Origin of the sequence: Streptomyces uncialis, assembly GCF_036250755.1 — a bacterium.
Lineage (GTDB): Bacteria > Actinomycetota > Actinomycetes > Streptomycetales > Streptomycetaceae > Streptomyces > Streptomyces uncialis.
Genome location: NZ_CP109583.1, coordinates 6,436,402 through 6,451,238, shown reverse-complemented (window position 1 = coordinate 6,451,238; position 14,837 = coordinate 6,436,402). Strand labels below are relative to the sequence as shown.

Annotated in this window: 10 protein-coding genes and 1 pseudogene; 3 read left to right on the top strand and 8 right to left on the bottom strand. The window is 71.1% G+C overall.

Annotated features, from left to right (window positions below):
• Positions 1–178 precede the first annotated feature (178 nt).
• The 6 genes from OG711_RS26865 to OG711_RS26840 form a co-directional block, all read right to left on the bottom strand.
• On the bottom strand, positions 179–526 hold the full coding sequence (locus OG711_RS26865; protein ID WP_073793645.1) for a cytidine deaminase: 348 nt from the start codon (positions 524–526) through the stop codon (positions 179–181).
• Between the two features lie 45 nt (positions 527–571).
• Positions 572–928, bottom strand: a complete 357-nt coding sequence (locus tag OG711_RS26860) for an MmcQ/YjbR family DNA-binding protein (RefSeq protein WP_329560935.1) — start codon at positions 926–928, stop codon at positions 572–574.
• Positions 928–2,259 carry a hemolysin family protein gene (locus OG711_RS26855; protein ID WP_073793647.1) on the bottom strand — a complete coding sequence of 444 codons (1,332 nt, stop codon included), beginning with the start codon at positions 2,257–2,259 and terminating at the stop codon, positions 928–930. Before OG711_RS26855 ends, OG711_RS26860 begins: the two co-directional genes overlap by 1 nt.
• Before the next feature lie 5 nt (positions 2,260–2,264).
• Positions 2,265–2,762 (bottom strand): rRNA maturation RNase YbeY, encoded by a 498-nt coding sequence (gene ybeY / locus OG711_RS26850; protein WP_073793648.1) that lies wholly within the window; start codon positions 2,760–2,762, stop codon positions 2,265–2,267.
• Positions 2,763–2,774: 12 nt separating this feature from the next.
• Positions 2,775–3,833 (bottom strand): PhoH family protein, encoded by a 1,059-nt coding sequence (locus OG711_RS26845; protein WP_073793649.1) that lies wholly within the window; start codon positions 3,831–3,833, stop codon positions 2,775–2,777.
• Between the two features lie 271 nt (positions 3,834–4,104).
• The gene (locus tag OG711_RS26840; RefSeq protein ID WP_329564060.1) at positions 4,105–5,235 is read right to left on the bottom strand and encodes a PfkB family carbohydrate kinase; all 1,131 of its coding nucleotides are present in this window, start codon (positions 5,233–5,235) and stop codon (positions 4,105–4,107) included.
• 579 nt (positions 5,236–5,814) lie between these two features.
• Between OG711_RS26840 and OG711_RS26835 the strand changes: the two are divergent.
• Positions 5,815–7,176: pseudogene (locus tag OG711_RS26835) on the top strand (MFS transporter); the annotation flags it as partial.
• A gap of 99 nt (positions 7,177–7,275) precedes the next feature.
• Here the strand turns inward: OG711_RS26835 and OG711_RS26830 are convergent.
• Positions 7,276–9,495, bottom strand: coding sequence for a glycosyl hydrolase family 18 protein (locus OG711_RS26830; RefSeq protein WP_329564058.1), 2,220 nt, complete (start codon positions 9,493–9,495; stop codon positions 7,276–7,278).
• Positions 9,496–11,486: 1,991 nt separating this feature from the next.
• Entirely contained in the window at positions 11,487–11,789 is a 303-nt protein-coding gene (locus tag OG711_RS26825; RefSeq protein ID WP_218623293.1) for a DUF7677 family protein, read from the bottom strand.
• A gap of 1,398 nt (positions 11,790–13,187) precedes the next feature.
• Between OG711_RS26825 and OG711_RS26820 the strand changes: the two genes are divergently transcribed.
• Positions 13,188–14,099: a NucA/NucB deoxyribonuclease domain-containing protein gene (locus OG711_RS26820; RefSeq protein ID WP_329560931.1), complete on the top strand. Its 912-nt coding sequence runs from the start codon at positions 13,188–13,190 to the stop codon at positions 14,097–14,099.
• 25 nt (positions 14,100–14,124) lie between these two features.
• Positions 14,125–14,718, top strand: coding sequence for a hypothetical protein (locus tag OG711_RS26815; RefSeq protein ID WP_329560929.1), 594 nt, complete (start codon positions 14,125–14,127; stop codon positions 14,716–14,718).
• Positions 14,719–14,837: the final 119 nt, after the last annotated feature.

Genomic DNA, 14,837 nt, shown 5'->3' with positions numbered 1-14,837 from the left:
ACCCAGGGGCGCGGGGAACTGCGCGAAAACGAGGACCGGCCCGCACCCGGAGAGCGACCGCAAGAGGGCAGCGCCTCAGGGGCGCGGGGAACTGCGCACCCACCGAGCGACCCGCACAGGAACAACCGCGCCCAGCACAGGCAACCCAGGGGCGCGAGGAACCGCGACCGTGGGGAAGTCAGGTAGAGAGAACCGCCCGGAGGCTCGCGTCGGGCCCCGCGACGAAGACCGGCGTACCGGGCCCCGCGAGGTCCCGGACCGCGGCAAGGTCCTCGTCGCCGGCCGCCAAGGCCTCCGTGACGACCGCGACCGCCTCCAGCGACTCCGCCCCGGACGCGACCGCCATCGCGACCGCCGCCCGCACCGCGCTGAGCCGCAGCGACGGCAGCCCGACCGTCCCGGCGGCATACGTCCGCCCCGTGGCGTCCCGTACCGCCGCCCCCTCGGCCACCCCGTTGCGGGCCCGCACGGACCGCGCGAGGGTCACGATCTTCCGGTCCTCGGGCCCCAGCTCACTCTCGCTCATGGCCCCAGCTTATGCGGCGCCCCACCGCACCCGGCGGGCCCGGGTTCAGGGCCGGTCGAGCCGCAGCCGTTCCGCCCTCGGAAGCCCCGCGACGACCAGGTCGTAGGAGTCCTCGACCAGTTCGCGCACCTGACGCCGGGGCAGCTCCCCGACCGTCACGGTGTTCCAGTGGCGCTTGTTCATGTGGTAGCCGGGCAGCACGGCCCCGGGATGCTCGGCGCGCAGCCGCACGGCGTCGTCCGGGTCGCACTTCAGGTTCACGGTCAGGGGCCGCGCGTCCAGCCGGGACAGCGCGAACATCTTGCCCGAGACCTTGAACACCGACGCCTCCGGCCCGAACGGGAACTCCTCGACGGAGGCGTTGAACGACAGGCACAGGGAGCGCAGCGCGGCGGGGGTCATCAGCGGCCCGCCCCCCGCGCCCCGCCGCTCTCCCGGCCGCCGGCCTTGGCGGGCCGGGCCCGTCCGACGGGCTCCACGAGCACCGTCATGATCTTGTTGCGGCGTCCGGCGGCGGCCTCCGCGGTGAGCCGCAGCTCCCGGCCGTCGGGCAGCGGCACCGACGCGGAGGCGTCCGCGATGGGGACCTTCCCGAGGGCCTTGGCGAGCAGTCCGCCGACCGTCTCCACGTCCTCGTCGTCGTACGCCTCCAGCCCGTACAGCTCGCCGAGGTCGCCGATGTCGAGGCGGGAGGTGACCCGGTAGCGGCCCTCGCCCAGGTCCTCGACGGGCGGCAGCTCACGGTCGTACTCGTCGGTGATCTCGCCGACGATCTCCTCCAGGATGTCCTCGATGGTGACGATCCCGGCGGTGCCGCCGTACTCGTCCACGACGACGGCGACATGGGTGCGTTCCTGCTGCATCTCGCGCAGCAGGTCGCCCGCGTTCTTGGTGTCGGGCACGAACGTGGCGGACCGCATCGCGGTGGACACCAGCTCGGACTCGGCGTCCCGGCTGATGTGCGTCTTGCGGACGAGGTCCTTGAGATACACCACGCCGACGACGTCGTCCTCGTTCTCCCCGGTGACGGGGATACGGGAGAAGCCGGAGCGCAGCGCGAGGGTGAGGGCCTGGCGGATGGTCTTGTACCGCTCGATGACGACGAGGTCGGTGCGGGGGACCATCACCTCCCGTACGAGGGTGTCGCCCAGTTCGAAGACGGAGTGCACCATCCGGCGCTCGTCGTCCTCGATCAGGGACTCGGCCTCCGCGAGGTCGACCAGCGCGCGCAGCTCCGCCTCGGAGGCGAAGGGTCCGCGCCGGAAGCCCTTGCCGGGGGTGAGGGCGTTGCCGAGCAGGATCAGCAGCGACGGGATGGGGCCCATGATCCGGGCGAGCGGCACCAGGACGTACGCGGCGACGGTGGCGGTGTTCAGCGGGTGCTGGCGGCCGATGGTGCGCGGGGAGACGCCGACGGCGACGTACGACACGAGGACCATGACGCCGATCGCGAGGAGCAGCGCTTCCCAGGTGCGGTCGAACTCCTGGAGGCAGGCGTAGGTGACGAGGGCGGCGGCGGCCATCTCGCAGGCGACCCGGACCAGCAGGGCGACGTTGAGGTAGCGGGTGGGGTCGCCGGCGATCCGGGCGAGTTTGGCGCCGCCGCGGCGGCCGGAGCGGACGGCTTCCTCGGCGCGGAAGCTGGAGACCCGGGCCAGACCGGCCTCCGCGCAGGCGGCGAGCCAGGCGACGACGACCAGCAGGACCGCGCCGAGGATGAGGGGGGCACTCATCGGCTTCAGGAGACGGTCGGGGCGGGCGAGGGGCCGGTGAGGCCCTTCTCCTGCCGCCAACCGTCGACGATCGCGGCCTGGAGGCCGAACATCTCGGCCTTCTCGTCGGGCTCCTCATGGTCGTAGCCGAGCAGGTGCAGCACACCGTGGACGGTCAGGAGCTGGAGCTCCTCGTCCATGGTGTGGTCGGTGTCGGCCTCACGGCCCTGCCGTTCGGCGACCTCGGGGCACAGCACGATGTCCCCGAGGAGGCCCTGCGGTGGCTCGTCGTCGTCCTTGGCGGGCGGCCTGAGCTCGTCCATCGGGAAGGACATGACATCGGTGGGCCCTGGCAGGTCCATCCACTGGATGTGGAGCTGTTCCATGGCGTCGGTGTCCACGACGATCACGGACAGTTCGGAGAGCGGGTGGATACGCATCCGGCCCAGGGCGTAGCGCGCGATGTCCAGGATCGCGTGCTCGTCGACCTGGGTGCCGGATTCGTTGTTGACGTCGATCGCCATGGTGGTGCCGGTCTACTTCCCTCTGCCGCCGCGGCCTTGGTGGGAGCCGTGGTCGGTGCCGTTCGCGTGGTCGTACTTCTCGTACGCGTCGACGATACGGCCGACCAGCTTGTGCCGTACGACGTCCTGGGACGTGAGCCGCGAGAAGTGGACGTCGTCGACCCCTTCGAGGATGTCCTGCACCTGCCGCAGACCGGACCTGGTGCCGTTCGGCAGGTCGACCTGGGTCACGTCACCGGTGATGACGATCTTCGACTCGAACCCGAGCCGGGTGAGGAACATCTTCATCTGCTCGGGGTTCGTGTTCTGCGCCTCGTCGAGAATGATGAAGGCGTCATTGAGGGTCCTTCCCCTCATATAGGCCAGGGGCGCCACCTCGATGGTGCCCGCGGCCATCAGGCGGGGGATCGAGTCCGGGTCGAGCATGTCGTGGAGCGCGTCGTACAGGGGGCGCAGATACGGGTCGATCTTCTCGTAGAGGGTGCCCGGGAGGAAGCCGAGGCGTTCGCCGGCCTCGACGGCGGGGCGGGTGAGGATGATGCGGTTGACCTGCTTGGACTGGAGGGCCTGGACGGCCTTGGCCATGGCCAGATAGGTCTTGCCGGTGCCCGCGGGGCCGATGCCGAAGACGATGGTGTGCTTGTCGATCGCGTCGACGTAGCGCTTCTGGTTGAGCGTCTTGGGGCGGATGGTGCGGCCACGGGAGGACAGGATGTTCTGGGTGAGGACCTCGGCGGGGGTCTCCTCACCGGTGCCCTCGCCCGCCTCACTGGCCCTGAGCATGGCGATCGAGCGTTCCACCGCGTCCTCCGTCATCGGCTGCCCGGTGCGGAGCACCAGCATCATCTCGTCGAACAGCCGCTGCACGAGGGCCACTTCACGGGCCTCGCCGACCGCGCTGATCTCATTGCCCCGGACATGGATGTCGGCTTCCGGGAAGGCCTTCTCGATCACGCGGAGCAGTGCGTCCCCGGAGCCGAGCACGGTGACCATGGGGTGCTTGGCCGGGACGGTGAACCGGGCGCGGGACTGGCCCTCCGCCGGTTCGTGAGCTGTGGGTGTCTGCGTCATGGGCCGGCTCTGTGGCCTGCTGGTCCTCCTCGGGCGGGGCGCGTCGGTACGAGGCGCCGTTGCACTGCCCAGGGTACGACGCACCCCGCGCCAGGGCCGAGGAGTTTTCGCGACCCCCGCTCGGGGGCCGCCATGGTCCCCGCGCGCAGGCCGCCTCGGTCCTCGCTCGCAGGTCGGCACGGCCCTCGCTCGCAGGTCGGCACGGCCCTCGCTCGGGGATCGCCCACGGTTCCCGCGCGAGGGACGCCCCGGTCCTCGCGCGGGGCGGGGGTCAGACGGTGCTGCGGAAGCCGATGGTGGGCACCGCCCGGCGCAGCGGCCAGGGCCGGGCGGCGGCGGGCAGCGGGGGCCGCAGGGAGTCCAGGAAGGCGTAGCGGGCGAGGGCCGCGGGGTCCTGGGGGCCGTAGTCGCGCACCCGGCGCCACCAGGCGGCGACCTCGGTCCAGCCGGGCGCGGAGAGCGAGCCGCCGAACTCCTGGACGGACAGCGCGGCGGTCAGTCCGGCGAAGGCGACCCGGTCGGCCAGCGGCCAGCCCGCGAGGGTGCCGGTGACGAACCCGGCGACGAAGACATCGCCCGCGCCCGTCGGGTCCAGCGCCTCGACCTCGATGGCGGGGACGACGGCCGTCTCGCCGGTGCGCCCGTCCACGGCGTACGCGCCTTCGGCACCGAGGGTGACGACGGCGACGGGGACCCGTTCGGTGAGGGCGTGCGCGGCGGCGCGCGGACAGGTGGTGCGGGTGTAGCTCATGGCCTCCTGGGCGTTGGGCAGGAAGGCTTCGCAGTGGGCGAGGTCGGGCAGCGCGTCCAGGTCCCAGCGGCCGGTCTCGTCCCAGCCGACGTCCCCGAAGAGCCGGGTCCCGGCGCGGGCGGCGCGGGCGATCCAGGGGTCGCGGGTGCCGGGGGCCAGGGAGGCGACGGCGGCGCGGGCGGGCGGGGTCGCGGCGATGCCGACGGCGTCGGCGGCCGGGGGTTCGTGGGCGTGGGACACCATGGTCCGCTCCCCCTCGTACGCCATGGAGACGGTGACCGGGGAGTGCCAGCCGGGGACCCGGCGGGACGGCCCGAGGTCGATGCCCTCGCCCTGTTCGAGGGCGTCCCAGCAGTACTCGCCGTAGTGGTCGTCGCCGAACGCGGCGGCGAGCGAGGTCCGCAGTCCGAGCCGGGCCAGCGCGGTGGCCATGTTGGCGACACCGCCGGGGCTGGAGCCCATGCCCCGGGCCCAGGACTCGGTGCCGCGGACGGGCGCGGAGTCGAGTCCGGTGAGGATGATGTCGAGGTAGACGGGCCCGGTCAGGTACACGTCGCAGGGCGGGTCACCGGGCGTGCGGAGCGCGGCGAGCGGGTCGAGATGGGGCCGGGGACGGGGGCGGGTCCTGGCCTCCCGGTCCCGGTGCTCCAGCGCGGCCTCGGCGGAGTCGGGGACGGGCTCGGGGCCGGGGCCCCCGGTGCTGCGGTGGCGGCTCTGCGGCGGCTCTCCGTCGTACGTGGTCACGGTGCGCTCCCCCTGGATGGTGCGGGTTCAGGTCAGTGTGCCCGAAAGGGGTGCGGGAGGGGTGCGGGCGGCGCGTCCGGAAGGGGTGCGGTAGGGGTGCGGGCGGCGCGTCCGGGAGGGGGCGGGCCGTACGTCCGGGAGAAGTGCGGCCTGGGTGCGGGAGGGGTTCCGCCTGGGTGCGGGCCGGGTGGGAGCCGGGTGCGGGCGGGGTGCGTGACCCGGATTCGCGGGGCGGGTTCACGGAGCGGGTTCGCGGGGCGGATGATCATCGTCCGGAACAGGAGTGTGTACCCGGGTTGCGTAATTGCAAACACTTTTCATTAAAAATGTCCCGTAGGTCACGGCAAGGTCACTTCGTCTACTTCCTTCCGGTTGATACAAATTGCCCGCGCCGATTCACGGTGCCGCGCAACCTGCCCCACCCATGCCCGCCCCCCCTTCCCCATGCCCCGCTCCCCCGCTCCCCCGCACGCACCGGGAACGCCCGTGTCCCCCTTGCCCCGCCCCGCCTGGCCCCTGGTCTCGCTGTTCACGGCCGGGTATCTCACGCCGTATCTGCTGCCCACGGTCGTCGGCCGGCTCGACGACACCCTCGCGCTGTCCGTCGCCCAGGCCGGAACCCTCGGCAGCGCGCTGCTGCTGTGCTCGGCGGGCGCGGGTCTCGTCCTGGCGTCCCGGATCGAGCGGTACGGGCCGCGGCGCACCGCGCGGGCGGGCCTGCTGCTCGCGCTGGCCGGGTACGGGACGGCGGCGTTCGCCGACACGGTCACGGGTACGGTGCTGGGCGCGCTGGTGGGCGGACTCGGGACGGGTACGGCGACCACCGTCGCGGCGACCGGGATCGCCGGACGGCGTGATCCGCAGCGGCAGACGACGCTGGGCCTGCTGGGTGTCTCGGCCCTCGCGGGCGCCCTGTATCTGACGATCCCGCATCTGGGCCCCGGGCACACGGTCCCGTTCGGGGCGCTCGCGCTGACCGCGTTGCTGGTGTGGCCCACGACGGCCCGGCTGGCGGGCCCCGTTCTGGCCGGTGCGTCGGCCCCGGCGGCCGGTCCGCTGCCCTACCGGCGTTCCGGCCCGGTGCTCGCGGGCGCGATGGTGTTCTGGTCGATGGCGCAGAACGCCCTGTGGGGGGTCAGCGGCCGGATCGGCGCCGAACAGGCGGGGCTGGGTGAGGTGACCGTGGGCGCGGTGTTCGCGGTGGCGCTCGGCGCCGGGCTGCTCGGGGTGCTGGGCGCGGGCGCGCTGGGCGCCAGGGTGGGCCGGGCGCTGCCCATCGGGGCGGGGACGGCGCTGATCGCCTGCTGCATCGCGCTGACCGCGGGGTCCGGGGGCCTGGCGTCGTTCGCGGCCGGGGAGATCGTCTGGAACGCCTGCTACCCGCTGGTGATGTCGTACCTGATCGGACTCGCGGCCTCGCTGGACGGGCGGGGCCGGTGGGCGGTGCTGGTGGGGTCGGCGTCGTCGCTGGGCACGGCGTGCGGGCCGCTGACGGGCAGTCTGCTGGCGGAGCACGCCGGGTATCCGGTGATGGGGCTGGTCCTCGGCGGCGCGCTGCTGCTGTTGTCGGTGCCGCTGGCGGGCGTGGCCCTGCACACGGGCGGGCGTCCGTTGGTACGGAAGGCCGTGCGGTGCGGGGGTGAGGGTGAGGGTGGGGGCGCGGACGGGAGCGGTGGGCCAGTGGTGGACGTGGACGGCCCGGTGCCGGTGCCGGTGCCGGTGCCGGTGCCGGTGGAGGTGCCGGCGGCCCGGGCGGACGGGATCGTGGACGGGGTCGGCGGCGGGGTCGGAGTAGCGGTCGCGGTCGGGGCTGAGCCCGGTACCGGCACCGCCACCGCCCTCGATCCAGGGTCCGGGGACGGTGGCAGTGCCGGTGTCGGTGGTACCGCGCGGGATGCCGCCGGGCCGGGGACGGACCCCGGACCCGGCGGCACCACGGCCGGGCGGCTAGGGCAACCCGGTGTGCAGGGCGTTCATCAGGGTGCCGGTCGGGGTGTCACCGGACATCTCCCAGATCATGGCCCCGAGGAGCCCCTTGTTCCTGATCCACTCGGACTTCTTGCCGATGGACCAGGCGTCGTCGAACGACCACCACTGGCCGTTCGGCCCGGTGTAGCCGTACGTCGACACGGACTGTTCGTCGTGATGGACGGTCATGTTCGGGTAGTTGCTGATGAGGTTGTGGTACCCGCGGGTCCCGGCCTCCTCGGGGAACTGCCCGGTGGCGGCGCCGTTGGCGGTCTGCCATTCACCGTTGGTCCCGGCTGGCCCGGCGGCCACGTCCTTCCAGCCGCGGCCGTAGAAGGGGAAGCCGACGGTGAGTTTGCGGGGGCTGACCCCGGCGTCGAGGTAGGTCTGGATCGCCTTCTCGACGCTGAAGTCGAACGCGTAGGGGTCCTGGGCGTCCCGGTGGAGGTTGCCCTGGTGCCCGGTGCGGTTCGGCTCCCAGGAGTTGTCGCTGCCGGCCCCGTGGAAGTCGTACCCCTGGACGTTGGCGAAGTCGAGGTAGTCAAAGATCTTTGACAGGTCCCAGCCCGCCTGGATCTTGGCGGGGTCGGCGGGTGTGAACGCCGTCAGCAGCCGGTGTTCCCCGCCGAGGGCGTCGAGCTGCTTGCGGAACTCGGCGAGCAGGGCGGTGAGGTTGTCCTTGTCGGCGGCGCCCCACTTGTTGCCGGGGTGCCCCTCGGCGCCGGGCCACTCCCAGTCGATGTCGATGCCGTCGAAGACACCGGCGCCGGTGCCGGGGCCGCCCGCGCCGTTGTAGACGGGCAGATTGCCCTTGATCCACACATCGACGCAGGAGCGTACGAACTTCTCCCGTGCGGCCGGGGTGGCCGCCGCGTCCGAGAAGAACTTGGAGAACGTCCAGCCGCCGAGCGAGACGACGAACTTCAGGTGCGGGTGCTTGGCCTTGAGCTTCTTGATCTGGTTGAGGTTGCCGCGCAGTTTGCCCCAGCCGTCGTCCGCGACGCCGTCCACGGACTGGGCGGCGGACATGGGCCGTCCGTAGTCGGCGTCCGCGTCACCGGCGCCGGTGCCCTCGTTCGGGTCCTGCGGATTGCCGGAGACCCCCTTGGTCACCCCGGCCTGGCAGGTCAGGTTGACGGGGTCGATGTTCTCGAACGCGTAGTTGACGACGTCGAGTTTGGCGGCGGCGCCGGAGGTGTCGAGGTTCTTGATGAAGAACTGGCGCCCGTAGATGCCCCACTGGGTGAAGTAGCCGACCTTGTAGTAGTTCCCGGGCCCGGCGACGTCGTCGGTGGTCACGTTCACCGCGTTGGACGCGGGTGAGGAGTTGTCGGCGGTGTCCCGTGCCTTCACGGTGAAGGTGTAGGCGGTGGCCGGGGACAGTCCCTCGACGGTGGTCGCGGATGTGGTCGCGGAGACGGTCTTGACCAGGTTGGCCCCCCGGTACACGTCGTACGCGGCGACGGCGACGTTGTCGGTGGCCGCGTTCCAGGCGAGGGCGACGGTGGACGCGGTCTTGCTGGTGCTGCGGAGGTTGCCCGGCGCGGTGGGTGCCACGGGGTCGGTCGCCGGGTCCACGGTGCTGAAGGTGAACGGCGGACTGCCGGGTCCGATATTGCCCCGGGTGTCCTTGGCCCGGACGGTGACGGTGTAGCTCGTCGCGGGCGTCAGCCCGGTGAGGGTCGCGCTGACGCTGTCGGTGACGGCGAGGACGTTCGTACCGCTCAGCACCTCGTACGAGGCGACGGGGTAGTCACCGGCGTTCGCGGCACTCCAGGTCAGCGCGGCGGTCCGGGCGGTGACGGCGGTGGCCTGCGGCCGGCCGGGCGGGGTGGGCGGCACATCGGGTGTGCCGTCGCACTTGTCCCCGTTGACGGTGCACCCGGTGGGCGTGCCGACGGGCCCGTTGCCGATGAACCAGTAGCTCCACGGCTCGCTGGTCCCGCCCGCCGGGATGGTGGCGTTGTAGTGCGCGTTCTTGACGGTGACCTTGCGCCCGCTGACGGTCGCGTCCCCGTGGTAGTGCCCGCTGACGGTCACCCCGGCGGGCAGCTCGAACGAGAGCGTCCACCCGGTGACGGGCGCGGTCCCGGTGTTGCGCACGGTGTAGATGCCGCGCCACCAGGACCCGTTGTTCTCGGAACTGAAACTGGCGGTGAGGGTCCCGGCGGCCTGCGCGGGCGCGGCGAGGGCGGTCATGGAGGCGAGCGGCAGCAGCAGCACGGCGAGCAGCGTCAGCAGCTTGTGCCGCAACGGCCGCCCACGGAACGTCCGCCGGAACGGCCCGACGGTACCTCGGGGGGCGGTCCCTCGCCGGTCGGTGCCTTGCGGGTCAGTACCTTGCGGGGCGCTGACTCGCCGGTCGGCCCGGTCGGCTTGCCGGTCAGCCCGGCGGGCGGCTCTGCGGGTGCCTGTGCGGTCGGTTCCACGGTCGGCTCTGCGATTGCGTCTGCGGTTGCGGATGTCGGTCAGGAACATGGCTCTCCCTGGTGAGGTGGGGGAGGAATCGGGAGCAGCGGGGTCGGGAGGTCGGGAGGAGGCGGTTGGGTGGGGTGAGGCGGTGCCGGACGGTGGGGGGGTGGGGGGTGAGCGGGTGCGGTGGGGTGAGCGGGTGCGGGTGCGGTGTCCGGCGGTACGGGTGCGGTGGGGTGATGCGGGCGGTGCGGTGCGGGTGCGGTGTGCGGTGCGCCTGTCGCTGGTCCCGGGGCGGTGCCGATGCCGTTGGCTGTACGAGTGCCGGTACTTGGGGCTGTGCCGGTACAGGTACGAGGGCGGGTGCGGTGCCGGCGCCGTGCGGGTGGGATGGGTCCGGTACGCCGGTGGGCGGCTGCGCCTCACGGGTGAGGGGTGGGGCGGTGCGGTACGCGGGGCCTACGGCGGTGCCTCGTGTGGGGGTGAGGCGTGGCTGCGCTGTGCGTCGGTGGTGCGGGGTGACGCCTTGCGTGGGAGGCAGGGCGGCGGGTGCTGGGCTCGCGCGCTGTGCTTGTGGGGGTGGGGCGTTGGCGTGTGTGTACGCGTCAGCAGGGATGCGGTGGTGGGTGCCGTGGGGAACGCGATGCCTGCGTTGTGGGGTGATGGGTTGGGGTGGGGTGGGGACTCGCTGTGCGGTGGGGTGATGAGTGCGGTGCGCTTCTGGCGGGGACGCGGGGAGCGCTGGGGGGAACGGGCGGGGGTGCTGGGGGTACCGGTCTGCGCTTGGTGCGGGGTGGTTCGCCGTTCGTTGCGCGAGGCGGTTCGCGGGGCGTTCGTGGGGTGCGGGTGCCGCTCCGGTGGGACGGTGACTCCGGTGATGCGGTGGCGCGAGGTGACGCGATGGGGGTGGGCGTCGGCGCGTGTTCCGAGGAGGCGTGTACGTGACCGGGCGGCGAGGGACCGGAACTCCCGTACGTACATGACAATTTGAAGTTACTTGGTCTGGACCACACCGGGAACCCGCCCGGACCCATCCGATTGCGCCACATACCCGAGCCCCCGCCAGGCCCCGGCACGTCGCCCCACTCGAAGCCCGTCGCCCCGGATACCTGGACGAACGGGAACGTTCCGCACCTCCAACACACGCTGTGACGCCGCAACTTGCCCATGCCCCATGCACCGACCACGGCCACAGCCCCCACAACGCTGGCTCAGTTCAGCCGTTGCGAAGCCGGACAACGAGAAGGCCCACCGGTTCCGGCGACTCGGCTGGCCGCCGAACGACAGTCCCGGCGGACACCGCACGGCAACAAGGACAGGCGGCCACACCGTCCGGTACACCTCTTGGATCACACGTACGGGCCCGCCTGAGCCCCATAAACTAGGACGATCACCGAGAACCTGTCACGACGAAGCGCACAGGACTACCGGGTACACACCCGAAGAAGCGCGCGCTGGCCTCGCACGGGGGGCCTGATCCGACTAAAGGAAACGGGCCTTTCGGCGGAAGAAACCCGCAGGTCGGGAAGTATGGTCCCCGCGCACGCGGGGGTGGTCCGGCGTTCCTCGGGTCGAGCCGGTCGACGTACGAGTGGTCCCCGTGTACGCGGGGGTGGCCCTGGATGGGCGCCTTGCAGCCCTGGCCACTGCCGCCCCCGCGTGGGGGTTTTCCACTGCTGACGACGAGTGTGGCGGTCAACGGAGAGTGAGCAGTGGTTCTGGCCGCGCTGCGTGTTGCCCACGGCCGCAGACAGGTTCGGTGACTGTGAGTCCGGACTTCAGTGAAGCTCGGTCTCCCACGCTTCGAACGGTGGCTCCACCTGGTACGCGGGGTCACAGCGCCTGCGGACCCATTGGGCCGCGCGGTACTCGGCATCGCCGTAGTTGAGCGTGTGGCCGTGCTCATCCACTTCGAGGACATTGCAGAAGATCGCGAAAATCATCTCAAGGTCGGAGCCGAACACGAGCAGATGGGCACGGTAGTCGATCCCGTCCAGCAGCTCGACTTCCAGTGTGCCGTTGCCCAGGTAGAACGCGAAGAGCCTGAGAGCGGCCCGTACATCTGTCGGAAGGTGTGTCACAAGGTCATCTTCCATGAGAGCGGTGCAAGGCGTTTGGCTCGCCTCGCTGGCCGGGCCGGCCCTCGGCTGGACATGGGCGAAGCGCAGACTGGAGGCTTCAGCGAGGACGACGTGGGCGGGGTGCTGGCAGATTCGACCAGCGAGCCAACACGTTAGGTCCGCCCGGCGTCTCGGAGCCGCGAGCCAACCTGCTGGATCACACCGCCCAATGCGGATTCCCTCATAGGCTTGCTCCATCGTGGAACCCGGCCAGTCGAACGGTGGATGTCCACCGACCACTTCCACCGAGAGGCAACCGATGCCGTTTCCGAGGCCCCCGACCCCACTAAAGGAAAACGGGCTCTTGGCCAGATAAACCCGCAGGTCAGTAAGTGTCGGCCCCGCACACGCGGGGGTGGTCCCCCGGCTTGACTGCACGCCACGCGTGGCGCAGCGTCGGCCCCGCACACGCGGGGGTGGTCCGGGGGCCAAGGAAACCTCGTTGGTCCGGATGGTGTCGGCCCCGCACACGCGGGGGTGGTCCCCAGTCGACGCGCCCCTCCGCCTCGGGCAGCGAGTCGGCTCCGCGCACGCGGGGGTGGTCCTCACGCCGGGCTCGGGGAAGACGACGTGCTGCGTTCAGCCCCGCAGACGCGGGGGTGGTCGCCGCTTCAGCCCTACGCGGAACGACGGCGTCGAGTCGGCCCGCACACGCGGGGCTGCGACGCGCGGCCGAAGCCGTGTTCCCACACGCGCGGGGACGGTCCGCCATTGCCCTCGATAACGGCTGCTGAGGTTCTTTTTGCGGCCGAGCTAAATGCCAGGAGGAGCAGGTGCGCCTAGAGCTACATGCTCGGTGAGTTTTCCGGTTGCCAGCCGTCATTCCGGCACCGACGGGTCACCAAGTAATCAAGTCCAGTCAATCCGACACGCCGTCAACTTCGACCCTCCGTAACTTTGACCGGTCGCGTTACGGAATTCGGCGCGCATCTGCCTGTTATCACGTGCGGTCCGGTGATGAAATCTGGTGTGTGACCGAATTGGTGTCACCTCTCTTCGCCGACCGCCACACCAGGGGGAGCAGTGGGACGTTCAAGGGAATTGCTGATATCGGGAATAGCGCTCAGCGGTCTCGTGGCCGCATCGGTGACCGTCGGGACAGCGTCAGCCCGCGCACCAGAACCGGCCGCGCTGTCAACGTCGGCCGACGGAAGCAGGGCGGAGTCCCACCCGAAGCCTGTCGGACTGCTGATGGACGGGCGGTCGCCGGACGTGCGGTCGGCTGACGAGGACTGCCGGGCCGCACTGGAGGCGGCATCCGCCGCAGGACGGGAATCCGCTTGCCTGCGCCCTGCGGCTGTACCCGCTGACGCACGGACTGCGGCGGCGACGCAGTTGCGGGCGGCGGCCCGTGACCGGATGTGGAAGTGGCCGGACTGGTGCGACGACCACGGTGTCGCCAACGGTTGGTACGTCACCCGGATCAAGGGCTGCGGCGTCTGGGGGTACGAACTCATCGTCCGTGACAGCCGAGGCCGTGAACTCGGCCGGATCAACTATCTCGCGGTGGGCTACGAGCACTCGGCGCGTGACGGCAAACGGTGGGCGTACCAGATAGCGCTCCTGGAGGTCAGGCGCTCGGGTGGCGCAGCGGTCGCCGGGACAAAGACCGCAGGAAAGGCAAAATGCAAGAAGAAATGCAAAATCGCGAACGGGAGTTTCCCTTCGCAGACCATCAGCGCCACCAAATCCCCGTACGGGCAGTTCTACATCGACACGACGATCGACACGTCCCGCCGCGGGCAGCAGGGCAGCGGGCGCGGCGTCATCTCGTGGAGGATGACCAACCCCCGGTGGGGGTCGTCCAACCCGGCGGAGGTGAGCACGTCCGACGTGCGCTGCGACACTGCGCTGCCCGGACGCACCCGCCAGGTGGGCTGCGTCAATCCGGGCTACATCCCGGAGATGGTGTACTCGAAGACAGGCCCTTACCCCGAGCTCGCCAAGCACATCGCGTACGCACAGGACGAGAAAAACCTGCCCGGCAAGCACCGCACCACCCGCTACCTGACACGCCTCACGGACGGAACGAAGCAGGACCGGAACCGCAAGAAGGCCTGCCCCACGAGCCGCCCGAGGCCCACGGGCAAGTCCTGCGACGAGTATCCTTTCGCCTCGACCTGGCAAGGGGCCGCGACGGGGCGTGACGGATTCAGCTGGCGAATGATCAACGCGGAGCAGAACCGAAAGGGCGGCAACGCCCTCAGCGGCTTCTTCACCTACAACCGGATCATCGAGGCGGACCGGTACCTGGTCTGGATCAAGCCGTAGACCGTCTCGTACTGGAGGCGTATCGATGAGCAGCTCATCTGCCACGCGGGTGCGTGTGGACTACCACCAGTTCCTCGTCCTGGACGAGGACGGACCCGTTGTCGACACCGACGAGGTGGATGCCTCCATCACCGGGCTCGTCGCCGTCTGCGACGGGCAGGTCGAGATCCTCACGGGTATCCACAGCGGCTCCGTCCACGTCACCGTCAGCAGCCACCACCACCCGCCCACCCACGATCCCGGGCCCTGGGAGGAGATCAGCGAACTCTCCTTCCCCTCACCCTCGGGCACCCTCGCCGTCGCCGCGCTCATGCACGACCTGGACGAGGAACTCCCCCCGCTCACCACCGCCGGCCCCGGCACCTACCGGCTGCGCGTCCACGTCCGCGGACGGGACACCGCCGTCGACCTCACCCCCGACGACGTCACCGAGCACTACCTCATCCAGTGCTGGCCCGCCGAACCCACGCCACCCACCATCGTCAGGACCGGCGACACCTACGGCGCGCACCAGCGCACCAGGCCGCTCCCGGACACGACCACGACCCTCGGCACACCCCGCGGCCAGGACGCCCAGGAGCGTGAAAACCTCCGCCGCTCCTGGCAGAACGACGCCTGAACAGACTGGCTCGTAGGGCTGAAGGCCTCACGAGCCGGTTCCAGGTCCGCGGCCTCGCTGCCGATTCTCGGCGTTCGCGCTGTGATCCCCGCGCACACGGGCATGGTCCGCAGCGGGGT

Bases quoted from the DNA above. Each gene is read 5' to 3' on its own strand.
- OG711_RS26815 (WP_329560929.1), top strand. From the start codon at position 14,125: ATGAGCAGCTCATCTGCCACGCGGGTGCGTGTGGACTACCACCAGTTC.
- OG711_RS26845 (WP_073793649.1), bottom strand. From the start codon at position 3,833: ATGACGCAGACACCCACAGCTCACGAACCGGCGGAGGGCCAGTCCCGC.
- ybeY (WP_073793648.1), bottom strand. From the start codon at position 2,762: ATGGCGATCGACGTCAACAACGAATCCGGCACCCAGGTCGACGAGCAC.
- OG711_RS26820 (WP_329560931.1), top strand. From the start codon at position 13,188: ATGTGGAAGTGGCCGGACTGGTGCGACGACCACGGTGTCGCCAACGGT.
- OG711_RS26855 (WP_073793647.1), bottom strand. From the start codon at position 2,259: ATGAGTGCCCCCCTCATCCTCGGCGCGGTCCTGCTGGTCGTCGTCGCC.
- OG711_RS26860 (WP_329560935.1), bottom strand. From the start codon at position 928: ATGACCCCCGCCGCGCTGCGCTCCCTGTGCCTGTCGTTCAACGCCTCC.
- OG711_RS26830 (WP_329564058.1), bottom strand. From the start codon at position 9,495: ATGACCGCCCTCGCCGCGCCCGCGCAGGCCGCCGGGACCCTCACCGCC.
- OG711_RS26865 (WP_073793645.1), bottom strand. From the start codon at position 526: ATGAGCGAGAGTGAGCTGGGGCCCGAGGACCGGAAGATCGTGACCCTC.